The sequence below is a fragment of the Paracoccus bogoriensis genome (assembly GCF_019431455.1).
In the GTDB taxonomy this organism is placed as follows: domain Bacteria; phylum Pseudomonadota; class Alphaproteobacteria; order Rhodobacterales; family Rhodobacteraceae; genus Paracoccus; species Paracoccus bogoriensis.
On sequence record NZ_JAHYSR010000017.1, the window covers coordinates 38,494 to 58,485 of the forward strand.

Below are 19,992 nucleotides of genomic sequence, written 5' to 3' on the forward strand. Positions count from 1 at the left end.
ACCCGTGGCCATCTTCCTATACGAACTGTCCGGCAAGTCTGCCGAAACCTTCGCGCAAGCGGGCTGGGATTGCTACTGCATCGACATTCAGCACCCCGGCAACACCAGCAAGGGCAACATTCACTTCATCCGGGCCGACGCCCGCCGCTGGAAGCCGACCCGCGACATGGTAGAGCGTTGCCGGTTCTTCGCGGCCTTCCCGCCCTGCGACGATCTGGCCGTGTCCGGTTCGCGCTGGTTCAAGGGCAAGGGGCTTCATGCGCTGTCCGACGCCATCGAACTGTTCGCGGTGGCCGCCGAATGGGCCGAGTTCTTCGAAGTGCCCTATCTGATCGAGAACCCGCGCAGCACGATCAGCACCTATTGGCGCAAGCCGGATTATGCCTTCGACCCCTGCGACTATTCCCAGCTTGCACCCTCGGATCACTACACCAAGAAAACCTGTCTCTGGACCGGCGGCGGCTTCGTCATGCCGCCCAAGGCGCCGCTGCCCGGCCCGCCTGCCGTCAACGTGATCCGCGACATGAAGGGGAAGGGCCGCGACCGGGCGAACGCGCGCAGCGTAACGCCCATGGGCTTCATGCGTGCGGTGTATGATGCCAACTTCGGGGCGCCCGTGGCGCAGTCGGTGGCGGCATGAGCAAGCACCTGCGCGGGGTGAAGCCTGCTGTTCGGCCCGATCAGGAACCCCTGAGCCGCGTTCCGAAGGGGCCTGCCTGGTTCGGTGCCCATGCGCGCGAGGAATGGAAGCGGGTGCTGCCGATGCTGGTAGCGCGGCGGGTGATCTGTGCCGCCGATTTGGCGCAGGTGGAAACCTACTGCTGCATGGCCGGGTTGGTGCGCCAGATCGAACAGGAACGCCAGCGAAGCGGCGGGCTGATCGACGTGAAGCTGTTCGGGATGCAGAACCGGGCCGCGCAGACCGCGCGCCAGATCGCGGCCACCCTCGGGCTGGACCCGGTGAGCCGGGCGCGGCTGGGCAGCGCCGCCCCCGAGGATGACGCCGACAACCCGCTGGCGGTGACATGACCGCCGCCAGCACCTTTCCGGCCTGGATATACGATGGTTCGCCTATCCCCGATCCGCTGGGCCATGGCGAACGGGCGGTGACGTTCCTGAAGCGCCTGCGCCACCCCGCCAGCACCGCGCCGGGCCGGGCCCTCCAGTTGCACGACTGGCAGGAACGGATCGTGCGGCGCATCTATGGCCCGCGCCACGCCGATGGCAGCCGGATCGTGAAGACCGTGCTGCTCTTGTTGCCGCGCGGCAACCGCAAGACCAGCCTGGCCGCCGCCCTGGCGCTTCTGCACCTGTTCGGCCCGGAAACCCGCCCCGCTGGGCAGGTGATCTTCGCGGCCTGCGACCGCGAACAGGCGTCCATCGGCTTCAAGGAGGCCGCCAACATCATCCGCGAAGATCGCCGCCTGTTGAACGCAGTCACGATCCGCGATGCCTTCAACAGCAAGAAGCAGATCACCTTCGGGCGCAACGGGTCCACCCTGACCGCGCTGGCCAGTGACGGGGGCGCCGCCCATGGCCTGACCCCCAGCTTCACCCTGATTGACGAAATCCATGCCTGGCGGGGCCGCGACCTGTGGGAAGCGATCAAGAGCGGGCAGGCCAAGACCGATGACACGCTGATGGTGATCGCCACCACCGCCGGGCGCGGGTCCGAAGGGCTGGCCGCCGATCTGTTCGGCTATGCGGTCAAGGTGGCGGCGGGCGAGATCGTCAACCCCGAGTTCCTGCCGGTGCTGTTCATGGCCGAACCCGGCGACGACTGGCAGGATGAAGCGGTCTGGCAGCGGGTGAACCCCGGCCTGGCCCATGGCTTTCCGTCCCTGTCGGGGCTGCGCGCCCTGGCGAAGGAAGCCGAAGGCAACCCGGCGGAACTGGCCAGCTTTCGGCAATTCAACCTGAACATATGGCAGGCCAACAGCCGTGATCCGCTGTTCGACCTTGCCGCCTATGACGCGCGCCGGTTCGATGACGACCCCGCCGACCTGGACGGGCTGCCCGCTTATGTGGGCGTGGATATGTCTGTTTCGGGCGATCTGACCGCCGTGGCCATCGCCTTTCGCCATGCCGATGGACAGATCACCCTGCGCGCCCGCGTCTTCGTGCCCGAGGATGGCTTGCGCGAACGATCCGCCCGCGACGGGGCGCCTTACCGCCGTTGGGCCGATGACGGGCTGATCACCCTGTGCCCCGGCCCGATCATCGACAACGCCATGGTGGAAGATCATGTGCGCGAGTTGTGCGCTGCCCATGAGGTGCAGGAACTGGCCTTCGATCCGCACCTGGCCCGCGTGGTGATGCAGCACCTGCACGATGATGGCCTGCCGGTCTTCGCCTTTCCGCAACGCCCGCTGACCATGGGGGTGGCGGCGGGCGATCTGGAACGGATCGTCACCGGGCGGCTGATCCGGCATGACGGCTGCCCGGTGCTGCGCCATCACTTCGGGAATGTTGTCACCAGCCGCAACCCGACCACCGGGCTGGTGCGGATGCACAAGGCCAACACCGCCAGCCGGATTGATGCCGCCGTGGCCAGCGCCATGGCAGTGTCGCGCGCCGTCACCGCCCACAACACCAGATCGCGATACGCCAGCCCCGAGGTTCCGGGGCTGGTGATGCTGTAAGGAGTAACGAGTATGTCCGAGGTTCAGGGCCTGATCATCAGCCTGGAGGCCCGCACCGCGCAGCTTGAACGCGGGCTGAAGCGGGCCAATGAGGCGCAGCGCCGGGCCGCCACCCAGATGGAGCGCCGCGCCCGCCAGTCTGCCGAGCGGATGGAAGCGGCCTATGCCCGCGTGCCCGAGGGCATCGCCGCCAGCTTCAACCGGCTGCGCACCCTGGCCTTGCCCTTCGCGGGCGGGCTGCTGGGCGGGGTGATCGGCGGGCTGGGGGTGGAGCGGCTGACCAGCACGGTGCGCGCCCGGCTGGCGGATATTTCCGAGTCCATCGGCAAGGCCGCCGACCGCGCCAGCATCGGGGTGGAGGCGCTGCAAGGGCTGCAACACGGCTTCGGGCTGGCCGGGGTGGCCACGAACGAGTTTAACGGGGCGCTGGAACGCTTCGCGCAGCGGGTGGGCGAGGCCGCGACCGGCGGCGGGGCGCTGGCCACGGTGCTGGACCGCTACCGGATCGGCATCCGCACCGCCAATGGCGAGATGCGCAGTCAGATGGACCTGTTGCGCGACCTGGCCGAACTGATCCGCCGCGCGCCCTCGGATCAGGAGCGCAGCGCCATCGCGCAGGCCGCTTTCGGCAATGCGGGCCGTGCCATGGTGCTGGCACTGCGCGAAGGCGGGGCCGGGCTGGATGCGATGATCGAGCGCGCCCGCGAAGGCGGGTTCGTGATCGAAGAAAGCCTGGTGCGCCGGGCCGAGGAACTGGACGACCGCTTTTCTGACCTGACGAACCGTATCGGCATCTTCGGCAAGCGCCTGGCGGTGACGCTGGCCGATGCCGCCGTGGAACTGGCCGACTTCCGGGCGCGGCTGGATGAAATCTTCAGCACCGAGGCCGAGGGCCGGGCGAACCTGGGCGATGACATCTATGATGCGCTGGCCCGCGACCGCGACATGGTGGAGGCGCAGGCCGAGACACTGGCCCGGCTGCGCCAGCAATACGCGGCCCTGGGCGACGAAGCCCGCACTGCGTCCAATGCGCTGGCGGGCGCAGTGCCGCAGATCGCCGCCTGGGGCTATACCGAACAGGCCCGCGCCCTTGCCGATGTGGCCGCCGAGATGCGCCAGCTTGCATCCGACTTCGGGGATGGCCGGATCAGCGCCGAAGACTTCACCGGCCGCATGGCCGATCTGCAACAGACCGCCAGCACCGCCTTCGCGACCCTGGAAGCGGGCGACCGGGTGGAGTTCGGGGGCGTCATCGCGCAACTGAATCGGCTGGGCGGGGTGATCACCGGCATCATCGCGCTGGCCAACACCATGACCGGCGCGCTGGCGCGGGCGGCGGGCGTGGCACCCGATCAACAGGCACAGCGGGCGCTGCGCCAGCGCCATGAGGCCGAAGCCGAGTCGATCCGCAACTATGAAGCGATGCGCCGGGCGAACGAAGCCTTCGCCGCGACCGAACAGGCCCGCAACGCCGCGACCAGCGAACAGCTTCGCCTGGAACGCGAGATAGAGGCCGTGCGCCGCCGGGCTGCGGAGGCCGGGGCGACCTTGACCGCGCAGCAAGCCGAGGATGCCGCCCGCGCCGCCCTGGCCGCTGCCGATGCCCGCGCTGCCGCTGAGCGGGCGGGCCGATCCTCGGGCCGGGGTGGTGCTGGCATCAACCTGGATGACTTCGCCCGCGAGGCACAGGCCATCCGCGACCGCACCATGGCGCTGGAAACCGAAGCCACGGTGCTGGCCAGCCTGACGCTGATGCAGCGTCGCCATGGCGAAGCCGCCGCCTTTGCGCAGGCCAAGACCGAACTTCTGGTGGCCGCGCAACGGGCCGGGCGCGAGATCACCCCCGCGCTGGAAGCCGAGATCGACCGGCTGGCCGATGCCTATGCCCGCGTGGCCGAACGGGCGGGCGAGGCGCGCAGCGCCATGCAGCGGGTGCAGCAAGAGTCGCGCCGGGGTGCTGATGCTTTCACCGATCTGTTCATGGCCGGGCTGGACGGGGCCGATGCCTTCAAGGCCGCGCTGCTGGACCTGGCCCGCACGATCCTGCGCAATCAGCTTCTGCGCCTGTTCATGATGATGCCGGGCGTGGGCAAGCTGGGCGGGCTGTTGCTGCCGCCTTTTGCCGAAGGCGGCTACACGGGCGACGGCGGCAAGTATGAACCGGCGGGTGTGGTCCACAAGGGCGAATACGTCTTCAGCAAGGAGACGGTGCAGCGCCTTGGTGCCGACAACCTGGACAGACTCCATAGGAGCGCCAGGCAGGGCTATGCCTCGGGCGGGCTGGTGGGTGCCAGCGGACGGGTGATGAAGGCCGCCAGCGGGCTTCCCTTGGAGTCTGCGCGGGCATCCGCACCCGCCATCACCATCAACGCCCCGGTGACGGTGAACGCGAACGGCGGCACCCCCGAGGCGAACGCCGACCTGGCCCGCCAGGTGGCCGATCAGACCGAACGCGCCATGCGGGGCCTGATCCAACAGGAACTGGTGCGCCAGATGCGCCCCGGCGGGATGCTGCGCTAGGACTCCACAGGAAGGCCGTGGAGCGGCCTGGACGCCCGAGGGTGGGGAAGGCGCCCGAAGACCCGGAACCCGCCTGTGTGGGCTTCCCGTGGAGTCTGGCGGGCCGCCACGTCCGAGGGTGAGCCCGAGGGAGGGAAGCGGGCGCAGCCCGCGACCGACCGGGGAAGGTTATGATCCTCCGGGGGTGAGTGGGAAGCCTCACAGTCCCCCGGAGGTGGGCACGTTTCTCCGAATTTCTTGCCTGTTATATGTCTTCTTGAGGTAGAGTTATACTATACAAGCAAGAAATTCGGAGAAACGCTTCGCCTACCTGCCTTACTACACACCCCCGGTGGTTCGCGGGCTGCGCCCGCTCCCCACCTGCGGATGATGTGGGGCTGGCCGTCGCGGCCCGATCTTCCCCGGTCCAATGAGGGAGCGTAACGGCCAAAACGACACGGATGTAGTTACCCCTTGCATATTTAGGCACCAGTGCCTATATTCAGGCCATCAGCAACAGCAAGGGTGCCGTGATGGCCTTCAATCTCAAACTGCCGGTGGAGCGCGGAAAACAGCTCCAGATGATCGCGGAAGCCGAGGGCAAGACCGTGGTGGACGTGATCACCGACCACATCCGGGCCAAGGTGGCGGCGGGCGTCATCCCCGAGGCCATCCCCGGTATCGACGTGGCCAAGGACGGCCCGGCGATCAGCATCAAGGCGCCGGGCTTCGAAGCATCGGTTCCGCTGAACGAAGGTCCGACGCTGGCCGATCTGTTGAAGGACGCCGCCAGTGCCACCGACGACCCCGAACGCAAGGCCCGCTGGATCGAAGGGCTGGCCGCCCTGTCCGGGGTGAAGGTCAAGCGCATGGGCGCGGGCGTCAAGCTGGTCTCGCCCCTCACGGGCAAGGAATACCCGCTTGCCTCGGGCGTGGCCGCAGACCTGGCCGACCAGATCAAGCTGGCCGCCGAATAAGAAACAGGGGCCAGCGCGGCAACGCTGAACCCCTGCAAGTCACTCCAAAGCTGGGACAAATATATGGAATCCCAAGACGAAACGCAAACGCGCGGGCTGTCCGAGACGCGGAAAAAGCTGATCCGCGACTACCTACAGAAGATCGAGGCCGACAATGCGCGGCAGCGCGATGAGCGCAACGCCCGGCGCTGGAAAGCCGAACGCGACCCCGAAGAATATGAGCGGCAGAAAGCCAAGCAGCGCCACCAGTATGCCGATGCACAGGGCGGTTCTGTGCGGTCCTATTCGAAGATCGAAGCCACCACGCGGACCGAACATGCGGAGAAGGCGAAAGCCCGCGACGCTGCGCGCCAGAAGGCGCGTTACCACGCAATGACCCCCGCCGAACGTCAGGCGAAGTCCGATCAGATCGCGGACAAGCGGTTTGTCGAACGCCGCCGGGAAAAAGGCATCCCCGAAGACTTGATCCAAGCGGCGCTGGCCGTGCGGATCAGAGAACGTGAGGCCGAACGCGCTGCGAAGGCGCAACAGGAAACGGATGAAGCTGCGATGCGCGCCTTGGCCACCTACGGCATCATGGGCGGCTCCTAGCTATCCGGCCAACTGGCTATATAGCTACTAAGCTACTGATAAAACACAACATTCAGGCTTGACGCCGGATTCCCGGCCCGCCTAGACTCACCCCATGGAGCACCCCAAGGAGCCGCCCCGATGCCGCACTTCATCCCCGACGCCACCTATGCCCGCCTGCTGGACGGCCTGACCGGCGCCTTCATGACTGCCGCCACCAGCCCCACCACCGACCTGCGCGACACGCTGGCCGAGGCCCTGGCCGATGCCGACCTGCTGCCCGAGGTCTGCCGGGGCGACTTTGCAGGGGAGGTAAGGACGGCTTGAGTTTGCAAATCGGCGCTGAACTTGGCGAGTTTAGAAATTTTCTGCAAACCCCCGACCACAACGACCTGATATAAAAAGATAAAGACTGCAAAGTTGTCCCGACAAAAGCCTAAGGACAGACCCCGAAAACGTGTCTAATAGTAGGTTTGCCCGCAGCGGTTCCCGCCGCCACGGGCAACACTTGGCGGGTGTGACAGCACCGGCCCTTTGCAACGCTCAAACGGAGAAACCCATGTCCGAGCACTACCAGACCACCCACTACAGCAATCGCCAGAGTGAGATCGTCATGCCTAACACTTACATGACCATCACCGAAGCGGCAACGCCCCACAAGCACGGAGCGGTGACCGTCCAGTTCAACGGCCTGACCGTTCATGTCGGGTTCGACATTCATGCGGAAGTCCCGGTTGACCAGAAGGAAGACCTGATCCGCATGGCAGCGCTTCGGTGCGTCGCTGACTTCTTCGATTCCTATCGCGGTGCCCAGGCCCTCGAAAGCGAGGCCGTGTGATGGCGTTGAATCCTGTGTTCCTGAAGCTGATCCGGCAGACGGCTGATGACTACGATCCCGAGAAGCATCTGAGGCGTGAGGTGAGGTTTCAGGTCAACAAGCATCGGAACAGGATCAGCAAGGCGCGAAGCGACTTGTTCAACCAGTCCTACCTGCCGCGTATCAGCGTTCTGGCGCAGCTTATGCGCCAGGATCGGGAGGCGGTGATCGCGCATTACCGCGCGAAGGAACTGCGCAACGTTGCCGACTCCATGCACGAAGGCAACTACCGCACCCTTGGCCTTGCGCGGAAGCGTCTTGAGCGCGTGAATGAGTTGGCAAACACGTTTGCAGAAGTCGATCAGGAACGCCGCTTGACCTGATCACCAGCAAGCCGACTCACACGGGGCGGGCATCCTTGGGGTGCCCGCCTCTGACGTTACACGCCCCGCTTACGAACCGAAACGGGCGCGCGGTCCATGTGGAGCATCCACCAGACTGCTACACATGTCCTGATTGGTAGCCAGACAAGTCTTTGATTTTCATTGATATTTTGAGATGGCTGGGGCGGTAGGATTCGAACCTACGGTACACGGTACCAAAAACCGATGCCTTACCACTTGGCCACGCCCCAACTGTGCGAGCGTGATTACCCAAGGCCCGCGGCGGGTGCAAGACCGAAAATGCAGAAATCTTGTCCTGCCCCGTCTGCCGGGTTAACCGGATCGCATGGAGCATTTCGACCTGATCATTCTTGGCGCCGGAGCCGCCGGTCTTTTCTGCGCGGGCTCTGCGCTGTCGCAGGGTCGCCGTGTCGCGGTGCTGGATCACGCGCGCAAACCGGGCGAAAAGATTCGCATTTCGGGCGGGGGGCGCTGCAACTTCACGAATCTGGCCACGGCCCCCGATCGCTTCCTGTCGGCCAATCCGCGCTTTGCCGCCAGCGCGCTGGCGCGCTATCCGGCCCGCGACTTCGTGGCGCTCGTGGATCAGGCCGGTATCGCATGGCACGAAAAAACGCAGGGTCAGCTTTTCTGCGACGGCAAGGCCACGCAGATCACAGACATGCTGCTGACCCGGATGCGCGGCGCCGATCTGCGGCTGGAGACGCCGATAGAGACCGTTACGCATCAAGGCGACCGGTTCCAGGTAACGGGGCCTTGGGGCGCGCTGACGGCGGCGCGGGTAGCGGTGGCCACGGGAGGCAAGTCGATCCCCAGGATCGGCGCGACCGGTTTCGCCTATGATCTGGCGCGCCAGTTCGGCCTGCGTCTGGTGGATACGCGCCCTGCCCTTGTGCCGCTGACCTTCGCCGAGCAGGATCTGGCGCTCTGCCGTCCGCTGGCGGGCGTCGCGGTAGAGGCGCGCATCGCCCATGGCGGCGGCGCGTTTCGCGATGCGCTGCTTTTTACGCATCGGGGTCTGTCGGGGCCGGTGATCCTGCAGATCAGCAGCTTCTGGAAACCCGGCGAGGTGCTTCAGATCGACCTTTGCCCCGATCACGACATCGCCGCGCGCCTGAAAGAGGCGCGGGGCCGGAACGGCCGCCAGCAGGTGGCAACCGCGCTTGGCGCGATGCTGCCCGAACGTCTGGCGCAGGCCATCGCGGGCGAGAAGGGGCTGGCACAAGCGCGGCTGGCCGACCAGAACAATGCCCGCCTTGACGCGCTTGGGGCGCGGGTCAATCGCTGGCGCATCACCCCCGTCGGGACCGAGGGCTACCGCACCGCCGAGGTCACGCTTGGCGGCGTGGACACCCGCGATCTGGATGCGCGCACGATGGCGGCCCGCGCCGTGCCGGGGCTGCATTTCATCGGAGAATGCGTGGATGTGACCGGCTGGCTGGGCGGCTACAACTTCCAGTGGGCCTGGGCTTCGGCCGATGCGGCCGGGCGCGCCTGAACGCGCCCGGCGCGCGGGTCAGTAGCGCGCGGCCATCGCCGACAGCGGCAGGGGCTTGATGCGGCTGGCGTGACCCGCCGTGCCGAAGGCCTCGAACCGGGCGCGGCAGATATCCGACATCGCCGCCATGGCGGGTTTCAGATAGGCGCGCGGATCGAATTCCTCGGGGCGTTCGGCAAGGAACTTGCGGATCGCCGCAGTCATCGCCAGCCGGTTGTCCGTGTCAATATTCACCTTGCGCACGCCGTGGCGAATGCCGCGCTGGATTTCCTCGACCGGGACGCCCCAGGTGGGGCGGATATCGCCGCCATGCGCGTTGATGATCTCTTGCAGATCCGCAGGGACCGAGGATGAGCCATGCATCACCAGATGCGTGTTCGGCAGGCGGCGGTGGATTTCCTCGATCACATGCATGGCCAGGATGTCGCCGTCAGGCTTGCGCGTGAACTTGTAGGCGCCGTGGCTGGTGCCCATCGCGATGGCCAGCGCATCGACTCCGGTTTCTTCGACGAACCGCACGGCCTCGTCCGGGTCGGTCAGCAGCTGATCCTCGGACAGCGTCCCGGTCGCGCCGTGACCATCCTCCTGATCGCCCATGCCGGTCTCAAGGCTGCCCAGCACGCCCAGTTCCCCCTCGACCGAGACGCCGCAGGCATGGGCCATCTGGGTCACGCGGCGGGTGATGTCAGCGTTATAGGCGTAATCGGCGGGCGTCTTGCCGTCGGCCTTGAGGCTGCCATCCATCATCACCGATGTGAAGCCGTTCTGGATCGCCGTGGCACAGGTCGCCAGATCGTTCCCGTGATCCAGATGCATACAGAGCGGAATGTCGGGAAAGGCCCGCGCCAGCCCGCCGATCAGCCCGGCCAGCACGGCGTCATTGGCATAGGCGCGCGCGCCCCGGCTGGCCTGCAGGATCACCGGGCTGTCCGTGGCGGCGGCAGCCTGCATGACCGACAGGCCCTGTTCCATGTTGTTGATGTTGAAGGCCGGCACGGCATAGCCATGCTCGGCGGCATGGTCCAGCAGCTGGCGGAGGGTGATCATGGCCATCAGGCGTCATCCTTTGCGGTCAAGATAGGTGTGGATGGTCGCCACCTCATCGGCGGCGCCAAAGATCAGGGGGGTCATCTGGTGCAGGCTCTCGGCGGCCAGATCCAGGATCGGACGGCGCCCGTCGGTCGCCTGCCCGCCCGCCTGTTCGATCAGAAAGGCGATGGGCGCGGCCTCGTAGATCAGGCGCAACCGTCCCCGGTCATGGCCGGGCCGTGCGTCGGCGGGATAGAGAAACGCGCCCCCCTTCAACAGGATGCGGTGCAATTCGCCGACTGCGGCGGCCAGCCAGCGCATGTTGAAGCCGCGCCCCCGCGGACCGTCGGCGCCCGCACGCAGGTCCGCCGCCCAGTCCCGCAGGCCGGGCGACCAGTGCCGCTCGTTCGAGGCATTGTAGGCGATGGTCGATGCCTGCCGTTTCAGGCGCAGCCCCTCATGCGCGATGCGGAAATCGCCGCCCGGCTCCAGCGTGGCGACATGCACGCCCTGTCCGGTCGAAAAGCCGAAATCGACCGAATGGCCAAAGGAGGCATAGCCCGCCGCCACCGCCGTCCGGCCCGGCCGCAGAAAACTGTCCGGCCCCGAGGGCAACACGCTGAAAAGCAGGCCAAGCGGCGCGCCGATCCCGATACTGCCCGAGCCGTCGATCGGGTCGATCGCCACGTCGAATTGGCCGCCCTCGTTCAGGGAGATGACCGCCTCGGCCTCTTCGGACAGGACGCGGCGCACGCCTGCCGCGCGCAGGGCCGCAAGCATGTGGTGATGGGCGGCCAGATCCAGCGCCTTTTGCCGGTCGCCGCTGTCATTCGTGCCGACCACGGTTTCGGGGTCTCCATGCAGGCGCCCCGCCGCCAGCCGCGCGGCAAGGGGCGGCACGGCACCGGCGATGGCCGCAATGACGGTGGCTGCGGGGGCGTGCTCCAACGCCTCGGAGAGGCGAGGGCCGGTCGCAGCCTTGTCGGTGGGAAGCCACAGCATCAGACCTTGTTGTATTTGGCATCGACCGCGTCGATGGCGGCGACATTGCCCGCCGACTTGCCCGAAGCGTCGAAATTCAGCGTCTCGGCCAGCCAGGCATCAGCGATGGCCTTGGCAAGCTCTGGGCCGATGACCCGTGCCCCCATCGTGATGATCTGGGCGTTGTTGGACAGCGCCGCGCGGGTCGCGGAATAGGTGTCGTGGGTCAGGGCGGCGCGAATGCCCGGCACCTTGTTCGCGGCAATGCAGACGCCGATCCCGGTGCCGCAGACCAGGATCGCACGATCCCAGGTGCCCTTCATCACGCCCGAGGCGACGCGGTCCGACAGATCGGCATAGAAGGCGTCCGGCCCCTCATCCGTGCGGCTGATCTCGGACACGTCGAAGCGGTCCTTCAGGTGATCGGCCAGCACCTTCGCCAGCCCCTCGCCCGCGCTGTCCCCTGCAATGGCCAGTTTCATGCCGTCTCTCCCATGGTTGCGGCGCAGCGCGCCAGAATGTCCAGATAGCCCGCCACGTCCCAGGCCGAGCGTCCGATGAACAGCCCGTCCACATGCGGACAGGCGATGAGTTCCGCACAATTGCCCGGATTGACCGACCCGCCATAGAGGCAGGGGATGCGCCGCCCCATGACCTCGCGCGCGACGGCGGCAATCTCGGCCTGTCTGGCATCGGCGTAATCGGCCGTGGCGGGGATGCCCCCCGCGCCGATGGCCCAGACGGGTTCATAGGCCAGAAGGATCGTCGCCTCGGACCCCGCCACCGGCTGCAACGCCGCGCGGACCTGCGCCGCCAGAACCTCGGTGGCGCGGCCCGCCTCGCGTTCGGCGAGGGTCTCGCCGATGCAGATCAGCGGGATCAGCCCATGCCGCAGGGCGGCGACTGTCTTCAGCCCCACCGTCTCGTCGGTCTCGCCGAAATGGGCGCGGCGCTCGCTATGGCCCAGTTCGACCAGATCGAGACCGCAATCGACCAGCATCGGCGCGCTGATCTCGCCCGTCCAGGCGCCCTCGTCCTCCCAATGCATGTTCTGCGCGCCGACCTTGACATCGGTGCCCGCCAGCGCCGCCTTGACCTGACGGCAGGCGGTGAAGGGCGGCACGACAAAGCGCTGGATGCCGGGCAAGGGCGCCGCCGCGCGCAGCCCCTCGGCAAAGGCCAGCGCCTCGGGCAAGGTCTTGTTCATCTTCCAGCTGGTGCCGATCCAGAATGTCGTCATTCCCTCCCTCCGCGGTCCTGTGAGATCGGAGCCGTCCTGGCGATGGTCAAAGCGATTCCGCCATGCTGCAGCGCCGCCAGTTGGTCGGGGGCCGGCGGCGCATCCGTAACGATCACATCGAAGTCGGCCAGGTCGGCCAGCAGATGAAGCGCGCTGCGGCCGAAGCGACGATGATTCACCAGCAGCACGCTGGCCCCCGCCGCCCGCATCATGGCGCGTTTTGTGCGCACCGCGTCCTCATCCATGTGAAAGGCCTGAAGCCCCGCCACCGCCGGGGTCGAGACAAAGGCCAGATCTGCGCGCAGACCCGCCAGCGCGCTTTCCGTGACCACGCCGAAAAAGCCGTTGAACCTGGCGTTGTAGATGCCGCCAAGCGCGATCAGCGTGACGCCGGGCGCATCCTTCAGCCGCTCGATCACGGCAAAATTGTTGGTTATGACGGTCAGCGGCGCACGCCCGGCCAGGCGCGCCCCCAGCAACGCGGCCATCGAACCGTCATTGACCATCACCGTCATGCCAGGCTCGACCAGCGCCATGGCAGCCTCGGCCATGCGGGCCTTGGCCTCGCGATCCTGCAACTCGCGGATGCGGAAATCGCTTTCGAACTGCGTGCCCGCCTCGATCGTCGCGCCGCCGCGCACCTTGCGCAGCAGACCCGCCTGGGCAAGGTCGTCCAGATCGCGGTGGATGGTCATGCGGCTGACCTCGAACCGCGTCGCCAGCGCGTCCAGATCGACGGCGCGGTCAGCCACCAGCAGATCCATGATCGCCTGTCGCCTCTCTTCCCGCTTCATGCCATTGCTCGCCCTGCCCCATCTCTTCCGTCACCGATCATAACACATTTTTCACTATTTAAAACATTATTCATGTGATCATGTGACGATTTAGTGTGATGCAGCCGCGCGCAGCGCGGCGCAAGGCCAAGCGGCAGCGTCCGGGTCGGGCTTTGCCCGACCCGTCCCCCGAAAAGGGCGGGCGCCGATCAGGACAGCAGGCTGCGGGCTGTCACCTCGTCGGTGATCAGGCCTGACAGATAGCCGCTGTTCAGCACAGCACGGATTGCGGCGATCTTCTGGGCGCCCCCCGCGATCACGACGATTCGATGCCCCTGCGGGCGGTCCAGATCCACCGACAGCGTCCGCATACTCAGCGTCGTGGTCAGGACGCGGCCCTCGGCATCGAAGAAATGTCCCATCATCTCGCCCAGGGCGCCGGCGGCGTTGATCTCGTCGATCTCGTGGCGCTCGATCATCCCCGAAGCGACAAGTTGCGCGCCCGCATCTGCCGACCCCATCCCCACCAGCTTGAGCGTCGCGCTGTTGGACAGGTCGAAGATCTCTCGCACACCGGGCTGCGCCAGCAGGATCGCCCGGTCGCCTTCGCTGTTGGCGAAAAACGGCACCGGCAGGACATAGGCCTGCGCGCCCGTCTTTTCCGCCAGGCTGTGCATCACGTCATGAGGGTTCGCCGCGTAATTCCGCGTGAGACCGCCCAGAACCGAGACGAACCGCACCCCACCCGCATCGAACCGCGGCAGGTTGCGCACCGCCGCCGCCAGCGTCCGGCCATGGCCCAGACCGATGACCCGGTGCTCGCCTCGCTCGATCTCGCGGCGCAGAAAGGCCGCGCCGGCCAGGCCGAGTGCACGCAAGGGGATGCCCTCTTCGCCCAGATCAGGGGCCACGTCGCAATATTCAAGCCCGAAGCGGGCGCAAAGCTGATCCTCCAGCATGGCGCATTCGACGATCTCGCCGTCGATCGAGACCTTCACCACGCCCTCGGCCACGGCGCGGGCGATCAGCCGATGCGCCTTGACCCCCGGCACACCCAAACGCTTGGCCACCGCTGCCTGCGTCAAGCCGCCTGCATAATGCAGCCAGGCCGCGCGGATTGCCAGGCTCTGTTCGGGGTCAACCGTCCCGCGCCGCGCCATCAGCCCGCATCCCGCATCAGGGCATGAAGGGCATCTGGCGACAGGACCGCGGGATTGGCCTTCATCGACGAGGACGAGGCCGCAGTCTGGGCCGCCCGAAGCTGCGCATCGGCGTCGATGCCAAGCGCGGTCAGCGATGGCAGGCCGCAATTCCGCGACCAATCCGCCAGAAGACGCGCAGCCTGGTCCATGTTCGCGCCAGACACCCCGAAGGCGGCGCCGATCCAGCCTGCGACCTGGTCCAGCCGCGCGGCCAAAGCCGGATCGCCTGCCGCCGCCCGGTTTGCGCGCAGACCATGCGGCAACAGCACCCCACAGATCGCGCCGTGCGCCGCCCCCGTCAGCCCGCCCAACGGCCCCGCCAGCCCGTGCACGACCCCAAGCCCTGCATTGGCCAGAGCCAGTCCCCCGCACAGGCTGACCCAGGCCATTCGGTCGCGGGCCTCAGCGTCCTCGGATTCCATCAGGCGCATCAGCGCCGCCAGACCCTGCGGAATCGCATCGCGGCACAAGGCATCGGTCATCGCATTGGCCCGCGTGCTGACATAGGGCTCGATCACCTGCGTGATCGCATCCAGACCCGAAGCCAGCGTCACGCCGCGCGGGCAGCCATCGGTCAGGTCCGGGTCCACGATGGCCAGACGGGGCAGCATCCGTGCGTCGCGCAGGCTGACCTTGCGCCGCGCCTCGGGCACGCCGATCACCGCATTGCGCGTGACCTCGGCGCCGGTCCCCGCCGTCGTCGGAATGGCCACAAAGGGCAGAGGCGCCTGGTCCAGCGGCAGCCCTTGGCCTATGACCTCCAGATGATCCATCAGCGGACGCCTCATGGTCAGGCAGGCCGCCAGAGCCTTGCCCGCGTCGATGACCGCGCCGCCGCCCATGGCCAGGACGACCTCGGCCCCGCGCGCAAGCGGCAGCGCGTCCTCGATCATCGGCAGATCGGGCTCGCGCCCCACCGACAGCCGGATCAGCGAACAGCCTTGCTGCTCAAGCGCCCGGGCCAGCCCCTCGGCGCGCGCCCCCGTCGATCCGTGCACCAGCAACACCACCCGCCCCATTGCGGCAACGCGGGCGGCAGCGCCCGCCATCTGGCCGCGGCCGAACAGGATTTCCGTGGCTGTGGCAAAGGCGAACGGGCTGAGCATGGCCGAATTCCTGCTGTGTCGATCCGCTAGATATTCAGCTTATCCGTGCCGGTGTCGATATACGGCGCCCAGAAGGCGACGCTTTCGGCGATTTGCGCGATGACCTGCCGATCATTGGGTTCACGCTCCTTGAAGCTCAGCTCCAGGCAGATTTCGTTGTCGGTGGCGCCGCCCTCGGTCAGAGCGGCCAGCAGAGGTTCCGGCTGGATACGGCCCAAAGCGTTGAATTCCGAAGTAAAGGGCCGGTGCCCGCCCTTGTCCATCAGCGATTGCTTGATGTGGATGATCGGACTGACGCGCGGCACGGCACGCGCCCAGGCATAGGGGTCGTAATCGGCCGGGTCGGCGCTGGTCACGTCGCCATGATCAATGTCGGCCATCATCCACATCGGGATGGCCATGCCCGCCGACGCGATACGGTCCTGCAATGCCATGGCGGCCGGGATCGTCTCGCCGCATTCGCGCCCGATGCTCATCGGCTCCCAGAAAAGGTAATCCAGCCCAGCGGCGCGGGCATGGTCGGCGACCTCGGCCCAGCACGCCAGCGCGGCCTGGATCAGCGCCTCGCGGCGGGCCGGATCGTCGTGATCGCGCCAGGTGAGGATCGCGAATTGCGTGCCCACCGACCGCCCGCCCAGTTCGGCGGTGATGTCGGCAAAGGTCTTGAACCAGTCAACATAATAGCGCCGCACATCGGGGTCGGGATGGCCGAAATGATTGAGCCGCCCGTAAGGCCCGGTCATGCCGCTGGTCACGCGCACCCCGGTCCGCCTTAACGCGGCGCGCATCTGCCGGGTCAGGCGGCGGATCAGAGGCGCGGGCCAGGAGGGATTGATGAATTCATGCGTCAGCTGCAGGTCGCGGATGCGGATGTCGCGCGCAACCGTGTCGATCAGGTCGTCCGGATCGGCGATGCGGTTGACCAGGGGGTTGGTGTTCAGCGAAAGCGTCAGCATCGTCGTTCCTTCAGGCCGCGCAAGCCAGATCAGAGGCGTTGAACCATTCCGCAAAGGCAGCCTGCTCGGCCTTGGTCAGATGCAGGTAATGCTTGGTGCGGCGGGTCAGGATATCTTCGGGCGTGCGCGCCCATTCGCGCGCGACCAGATAGCGCGCCTCGGCCTCGTAGAACTGGCCGCCGAAATGCCGGCCCAGATCGGCCATGCTCATGGCCCCCGCCACGACATCGCGGGTGCGCGCGCCGTAAAGCCGCCCGTAATGGCGCACCAGCGCCCGCGGCATCCAGGGATGCAGCTCGCGCAGCAGTGCCGCGAAGCTTTCGTAATCGGCATTGGCGATCTCGCCGCCCGGCAGGGGCGCGGTCTCGGTCCAATCGGGGCCCATCTGCGGGAAGATCTCGGCCAGGCGGTGCATTCCGCGTTCGGCCAGTTCGCGAAAGGTCGTGATCTTGCCGCCGAAGATGTTCAGCATCGGCGCCCCGCCATTGCGGTCCAGGTCGAATACATAGTCCCGCGTCACGGCCGAGGGGTTCCCCTGCCCGTCATCGAACAGAGGACGCACGCCCGAGAAGGAATGGATCACATCCTCGCGCCGCAGCTTTTCCTTGAAATACCGGTTCACGGCGGCCAGCAGATACTCGATCTCGGCTTCGTCGGCGGTCACGTCCTCGGCCCGGCCCTCATAGGCGATGTCGGTCGTGCCGATCAGCGCCATGTCGCCTTCGTAGGGATTGATGAAGATCACCCGCTTGTCGTGGTTCTGCACGAGATAGGCGTTCTGCCCCTCCCACCATTTCGGGACGATGATGTGGCTGCCCTTGACCAGCCGCACCTTGCGGGCCGAGTTCGAGCCCGCGACCCGCGTGATCACGTCGCTGACCCAGGGACCGGCGCAATTGACCAGGCAGCGCGCGCGGAACTGGCGCGTCTGGCCGGTCAGGCTGTCGCGGGTGGTGACGGACCAGGCCCCGTCCTCACGCCGGGCCGAGATGCAGGGGCTGCGCGTCAGCACCGTCGCACCGCGCTCGGCCGCGTCCAGCGCGTTCAGCACGACAAGGCGCGCATCATCGACCCAGCAATCGCTGTATTCAAACCCCTTGTGATACTTGTCCAGCAGGGGCGCGCCTTCGGGGTCGCGGCGCAGGTCCAGAACCCGTGTTCCCGGCAGCTTTCGCCGTCCCCCCAGATTGTCGTAGAGAAACAGCCCCAGCCGCACCAGCCAGGCGGGCCGGTCATCGGGGCTGTGGGGCAGAACGAAGCGCATCGGCCAGATGATGTGCGGGGCGGCGCGCAGCAGCACCTCGCGTTCGATCAGTGCCTCGCGGACCAGGCGGAATTCGTAATATTCCAGATAGCGCAGCCCGCCATGGACCAGCTTGCCCGACCGCGACGAGGTGCCCTGCGCCAGATCGTCCTTTTCGCACAGCACGACCGACAGGCCGCGCCCGGCCGCGTCCCGGGCGACGCCCGCGCCGTTGATGCCGCCGCCGATCACGAACAGGTCGATCATCTTGGAGTCATGGGTCATCGTGCTTCTCCTGTCGTCGGGCGCGACCGGGCCAGGGCGGCCCAGACGGGCGGCATTGCGGCACGAGTCGCGGCAAAGGCGGGGTAAAGCCGCGCATAGGTCGCGGCCAGATCGGGGTCGGGCCTCTCGGGGGCGCCCAGAAGCGGCGTTACCCAATGGTCGATGCAGGTCCGCATGTCGGGCATGGCGCCGATGGCGACGGCCGCCATCATGGCGGCACCGGCCGCCCCGGCCTCGTCACGGGCCGAGACGCGCAGCGGCGCGTTCAGGCAGGCCGAGAGGATCGCGCGCAGACCCGGCGAACGCGCAGCACCCCCGGTCAGCCGCAGTTCAGAAGGCAGCGGCCCCATCGCGGCGTAGCAATCGCGCATGGCCATGCCAAGCCCCTCGGCCACGGCGCGGACCAGATCGGGATAGCGATGCCCTGCCGACAGGCCCGTGAAACCCGCCCGCGCATCGGCATCGACGAAGGGGCCACGCTCGCCCGCCTCGGAGATGTAGGGATGATACAGAACCCGCCCCGGCGCGGCCTGCGCGAGCCAGCCGTCCAGCCGCGCGACCAGATCACGCTGGCCGACCGGATGGCCCATCTCGGACAGCAGGCCCGCCGCCAGCCCCAGAACCCAATCGAGGTTCAGCGTCGCCGCCATATTCGTCTGGACCTGCGTGACCATGCCCGGCACCGGCAGGCAGATCACATAGCCCGTGCCCTGATCGTTCAGATGCACCCGTTCCGCCGGAACCGCGCGCAGGTGCACCCCGGTCGAGCCAATGGTCGAACAGGCCACGTCGCCCGCGCCCTGCCCCTCGTGCCCGGCCAGCACCCCCGCGCCGAGCGCCGTCATGACCATGTCCACATAGCCCAGACAGACCGGCGTACCTGCCAGAAGGCCGGTGGCGCGGGCAGCCTCTGCCGTCAAAGGGTGGGTCGTCCGGGTGCCCTCGACGATCGGGGGCAGCAGGGCGCGACGATGGCTCAGGCCAAGCGCCGCGATCACCGCGTCGTCATAGCTGCGGCTGCGGAAGTTGCCGAAGGTAAAGCTGGCCTCGGACGGATCGGTCGCGCGGATCCCGGTCAGGTTCAGGTAAAGCCAGTCCTTGCAATGCAGCGCGACTTCGGCCCGGTCCAGCAGATCGGGGTGATGGGCGTCCATATGCGCCATCTGCGCGCCCTGCTGGCAGGTGTTCAGGCCGGTCCCCGTCGCCTCGAAGCGCGCGCGGTCCTGACCCAGCCGCATGACGGTCGGCGCGGCGCGGGCATCCAGCCACAGCCAGGCGTCGCCGACCGGCCCGTCCGGACCCACCAGCCATGTCCCGTCGCCCTGCCCCGTCACCGCCAAGGCCGCCGTGCGCGCGGCAAGACCCGGCACATGATCGGCCAGACCGCGCAGCGCGGCTGCACAATCGGCCCAGGTCCGCGTCATGTCCTGCACCACCGAGCCATCCGCCCCGCTGCGGTAGCGGTTGGCAACCGCGGCCGCGCCAAGCTGATGTCCGGCGAGATCGAAGGCCACGGCCTTGATGACAGATGTGCCTGCATCGACGCCGATCAGGACATCGCGTCCGCCCGGCACGTCAGGGTTGAAGGCGCCCCCCTCGACCATCAGCTTCCCCTTCGCTTGCAACGCCGCAAGGCGACCTGCCGCATCCTCGATATAACACGGCTTCGGATTAGAAAATGCATTTTTTTACGGACAGAGCAAAATTTTTCATCTAAGCTGTCTCTATCCGCCGGATTCCGGTGCCGGGACGGACGACGCATCGTCGCGC

The 19,992-nt window shown here is 67.1% G+C and carries 20 protein-coding genes and 1 tRNA gene; 10 read left to right on the top strand and 11 right to left on the bottom strand.

The window, feature by feature from the left end; all coding sequences use genetic code 11:
- Nucleotides 1-4 precede the first annotated feature (4 nt).
- From KY389_RS09760 to KY389_RS09800, 9 genes are all read left to right on the top strand, one after another.
- Nucleotides 5-640, top strand: coding sequence for a hypothetical protein (locus KY389_RS09760; RefSeq protein WP_219830735.1), 636 nt, complete (start codon nucleotides 5-7; stop codon nucleotides 638-640).
- Nucleotides 637-1,029, top strand: a complete 393-nt coding sequence (locus KY389_RS09765) for a phage terminase small subunit P27 family (protein ID WP_219830736.1) — start codon at nucleotides 637-639, stop codon at nucleotides 1,027-1,029. The genes KY389_RS09760 and KY389_RS09765 overlap by 4 nt, the downstream gene beginning before the upstream one ends.
- A complete protein-coding gene (locus KY389_RS09770) occupies nucleotides 1,026-2,642 on the top strand; it encodes a terminase large subunit (protein WP_219830738.1) in 1,617 nt (538 codons plus the stop codon). The genes KY389_RS09765 and KY389_RS09770 overlap by 4 nt, the downstream gene beginning before the upstream one ends.
- 12 nt (nucleotides 2,643-2,654) lie before the next feature.
- The gene (locus KY389_RS09775; RefSeq protein WP_219830739.1) at nucleotides 2,655-5,162 is read left to right on the top strand and encodes a hypothetical protein; all 2,508 of its coding nucleotides are present in this window, start codon (nucleotides 2,655-2,657) and stop codon (nucleotides 5,160-5,162) included.
- A 512-nt stretch (nucleotides 5,163-5,674) separates the two neighbouring features.
- The gene (locus tag KY389_RS09780) at nucleotides 5,675-6,118 is read left to right on the top strand and encodes a hypothetical protein (protein WP_219830740.1); all 444 of its coding nucleotides are present in this window, start codon (nucleotides 5,675-5,677) and stop codon (nucleotides 6,116-6,118) included.
- A gap of 63 nt (nucleotides 6,119-6,181) precedes the next feature.
- Nucleotides 6,182-6,709 (top strand): hypothetical protein, encoded by a 528-nt coding sequence (locus KY389_RS09785; RefSeq protein ID WP_219830742.1) that lies wholly within the window; start codon nucleotides 6,182-6,184, stop codon nucleotides 6,707-6,709.
- 120 nt (nucleotides 6,710-6,829) lie between these two features.
- Nucleotides 6,830-7,015: a hypothetical protein gene (locus KY389_RS09790; protein WP_219830743.1), complete on the top strand. Its 186-nt coding sequence runs from the start codon at nucleotides 6,830-6,832 to the stop codon at nucleotides 7,013-7,015.
- Between the two features lie 232 nt (nucleotides 7,016-7,247).
- On the top strand, nucleotides 7,248-7,526 hold the full coding sequence (locus KY389_RS09795; RefSeq protein ID WP_219830744.1) for a hypothetical protein: 279 nt from the start codon (nucleotides 7,248-7,250) through the stop codon (nucleotides 7,524-7,526).
- Complete coding sequence (locus KY389_RS09800; RefSeq protein ID WP_219830746.1) at nucleotides 7,526-7,888, top strand: hypothetical protein; 363 nt, start codon at nucleotides 7,526-7,528, stop codon at nucleotides 7,886-7,888. The genes KY389_RS09795 and KY389_RS09800 overlap by 1 nt, the downstream gene beginning before the upstream one ends.
- Nucleotides 7,889-8,064: 176 nt before the next feature.
- Here the strand turns inward: KY389_RS09800 and KY389_RS09805 are convergent.
- Nucleotides 8,065-8,139 (bottom strand) — tRNA-Gln (locus KY389_RS09805).
- A gap of 95 nt (nucleotides 8,140-8,234) precedes the next feature.
- Here KY389_RS09805 and KY389_RS09810 point away from each other — a divergent pair.
- Nucleotides 8,235-9,407, top strand: a complete 1,173-nt coding sequence (locus tag KY389_RS09810; protein ID WP_219830747.1) for a BaiN/RdsA family NAD(P)/FAD-dependent oxidoreductase — start codon at nucleotides 8,235-8,237, stop codon at nucleotides 9,405-9,407.
- A gap of 18 nt (nucleotides 9,408-9,425) precedes the next feature.
- Here KY389_RS09810 and fba read toward each other — a convergent pair whose 3' ends face one another.
- The 10 genes from fba to KY389_RS09860 all read right to left on the bottom strand — a co-directional run bounded on the left by fba (nucleotide 9,426) and on the right by KY389_RS09860 (nucleotide 19,826).
- Nucleotides 9,426-10,460 (bottom strand): class II fructose-bisphosphate aldolase, encoded by a 1,035-nt coding sequence (gene fba, locus KY389_RS09815; RefSeq protein ID WP_219830749.1) that lies wholly within the window; start codon nucleotides 10,458-10,460, stop codon nucleotides 9,426-9,428.
- Between the two features lie 6 nt (nucleotides 10,461-10,466).
- On the bottom strand, nucleotides 10,467-11,438 hold the full coding sequence (locus KY389_RS09820) for a class 1 fructose-bisphosphatase (RefSeq protein ID WP_219830751.1): 972 nt from the start codon (nucleotides 11,436-11,438) through the stop codon (nucleotides 10,467-10,469).
- Nucleotides 11,438-11,899: a D-erythrulose-4-phosphate isomerase gene (derI, locus tag KY389_RS09825; protein WP_219830752.1), complete on the bottom strand. Its 462-nt coding sequence runs from the start codon at nucleotides 11,897-11,899 to the stop codon at nucleotides 11,438-11,440. Before derI ends, KY389_RS09820 begins: the two co-directional genes overlap by 1 nt.
- Complete coding sequence (locus tag KY389_RS09830) at nucleotides 11,896-12,657, bottom strand: triose-phosphate isomerase (RefSeq protein ID WP_219830753.1); 762 nt, start codon at nucleotides 12,655-12,657, stop codon at nucleotides 11,896-11,898. The genes derI and KY389_RS09830 overlap by 4 nt, the downstream gene beginning before the upstream one ends.
- A complete protein-coding gene (locus KY389_RS09835; protein ID WP_219830755.1) occupies nucleotides 12,654-13,451 on the bottom strand; it encodes a DeoR/GlpR family DNA-binding transcription regulator in 798 nt (265 codons plus the stop codon). Before KY389_RS09835 ends, KY389_RS09830 begins: the two co-directional genes overlap by 4 nt.
- A 188-nt stretch (nucleotides 13,452-13,639) precedes the next feature.
- Nucleotides 13,640-14,590: a sugar-binding transcriptional regulator gene (locus KY389_RS09840; protein ID WP_219830756.1), complete on the bottom strand. Its 951-nt coding sequence runs from the start codon at nucleotides 14,588-14,590 to the stop codon at nucleotides 13,640-13,642.
- Nucleotides 14,590-15,738: an iron-containing alcohol dehydrogenase gene (locus KY389_RS09845; RefSeq protein ID WP_219830757.1), complete on the bottom strand. Its 1,149-nt coding sequence runs from the start codon at nucleotides 15,736-15,738 to the stop codon at nucleotides 14,590-14,592. The genes KY389_RS09840 and KY389_RS09845 overlap by 1 nt, the downstream gene beginning before the upstream one ends.
- 26 nt (nucleotides 15,739-15,764) lie before the next feature.
- Entirely contained in the window at nucleotides 15,765-16,694 is a 930-nt protein-coding gene (locus tag KY389_RS09850; RefSeq protein ID WP_219830758.1) for a sugar phosphate isomerase/epimerase family protein, read from the bottom strand.
- A gap of 10 nt (nucleotides 16,695-16,704) precedes the next feature.
- Entirely contained in the window at nucleotides 16,705-18,222 is a 1,518-nt protein-coding gene (locus tag KY389_RS09855) for a glycerol-3-phosphate dehydrogenase (RefSeq protein WP_219830760.1), read from the bottom strand.
- Nucleotides 18,219-19,826, bottom strand: coding sequence for an FGGY-family carbohydrate kinase (locus KY389_RS09860; protein WP_219830762.1), 1,608 nt, complete (start codon nucleotides 19,824-19,826; stop codon nucleotides 18,219-18,221). Before KY389_RS09860 ends, KY389_RS09855 begins: the two co-directional genes overlap by 4 nt.
- Nucleotides 19,827-19,992 lie beyond the last annotated feature (166 nt).

What these genes read in the sequence shown, in the direction of transcription:
- KY389_RS09765 (WP_219830736.1), top strand. Translation starts at nt 637, where the DNA reads ATGAGCAAGCACCTGCGCGGGGTGAAGCCTGCTGTTCGGCCCGATCAG.
- KY389_RS09770 (WP_219830738.1), top strand. Translation starts at nt 1,026, where the DNA reads ATGACCGCCGCCAGCACCTTTCCGGCCTGGATATACGATGGTTCGCCT.
- KY389_RS09775 (WP_219830739.1), top strand. Translation starts at nt 2,655, where the DNA reads ATGTCCGAGGTTCAGGGCCTGATCATCAGCCTGGAGGCCCGCACCGCG.
- KY389_RS09780 (WP_219830740.1), top strand. Translation starts at nt 5,675, where the DNA reads ATGGCCTTCAATCTCAAACTGCCGGTGGAGCGCGGAAAACAGCTCCAG.
- KY389_RS09785 (WP_219830742.1), top strand. Translation starts at nt 6,182, where the DNA reads ATGGAATCCCAAGACGAAACGCAAACGCGCGGGCTGTCCGAGACGCGG.
- KY389_RS09790 (WP_219830743.1), top strand. Translation starts at nt 6,830, where the DNA reads ATGCCGCACTTCATCCCCGACGCCACCTATGCCCGCCTGCTGGACGGC.
- KY389_RS09795 (WP_219830744.1), top strand. Translation starts at nt 7,248, where the DNA reads ATGTCCGAGCACTACCAGACCACCCACTACAGCAATCGCCAGAGTGAG.
- KY389_RS09800 (WP_219830746.1), top strand. Translation starts at nt 7,526, where the DNA reads ATGGCGTTGAATCCTGTGTTCCTGAAGCTGATCCGGCAGACGGCTGAT.
- KY389_RS09810 (WP_219830747.1), top strand. Translation starts at nt 8,235, where the DNA reads ATGGAGCATTTCGACCTGATCATTCTTGGCGCCGGAGCCGCCGGTCTT.
- fba (WP_219830749.1), bottom strand. Translation starts at nt 10,460, where the DNA reads ATGGCCATGATCACCCTCCGCCAGCTGCTGGACCATGCCGCCGAGCAT.
- KY389_RS09820 (WP_219830751.1), bottom strand. Translation starts at nt 11,438, where the DNA reads ATGCTGTGGCTTCCCACCGACAAGGCTGCGACCGGCCCTCGCCTCTCC.
- derI (WP_219830752.1), bottom strand. Translation starts at nt 11,899, where the DNA reads ATGAAACTGGCCATTGCAGGGGACAGCGCGGGCGAGGGGCTGGCGAAG.
- KY389_RS09830 (WP_219830753.1), bottom strand. Translation starts at nt 12,657, where the DNA reads ATGACGACATTCTGGATCGGCACCAGCTGGAAGATGAACAAGACCTTG.
- KY389_RS09835 (WP_219830755.1), bottom strand. Translation starts at nt 13,451, where the DNA reads ATGAAGCGGGAAGAGAGGCGACAGGCGATCATGGATCTGCTGGTGGCT.
- KY389_RS09840 (WP_219830756.1), bottom strand. Translation starts at nt 14,590, where the DNA reads ATGGCGCGGCGCGGGACGGTTGACCCCGAACAGAGCCTGGCAATCCGC.
- KY389_RS09845 (WP_219830757.1), bottom strand. Translation starts at nt 15,738, where the DNA reads ATGCTCAGCCCGTTCGCCTTTGCCACAGCCACGGAAATCCTGTTCGGC.
- KY389_RS09850 (WP_219830758.1), bottom strand. Translation starts at nt 16,694, where the DNA reads ATGCTGACGCTTTCGCTGAACACCAACCCCCTGGTCAACCGCATCGCC.
- KY389_RS09855 (WP_219830760.1), bottom strand. Translation starts at nt 18,222, where the DNA reads ATGACCCATGACTCCAAGATGATCGACCTGTTCGTGATCGGCGGCGGC.
- KY389_RS09860 (WP_219830762.1), bottom strand. Translation starts at nt 19,826, where the DNA reads ATGGTCGAGGGGGGCGCCTTCAACCCTGACGTGCCGGGCGGACGCGAT.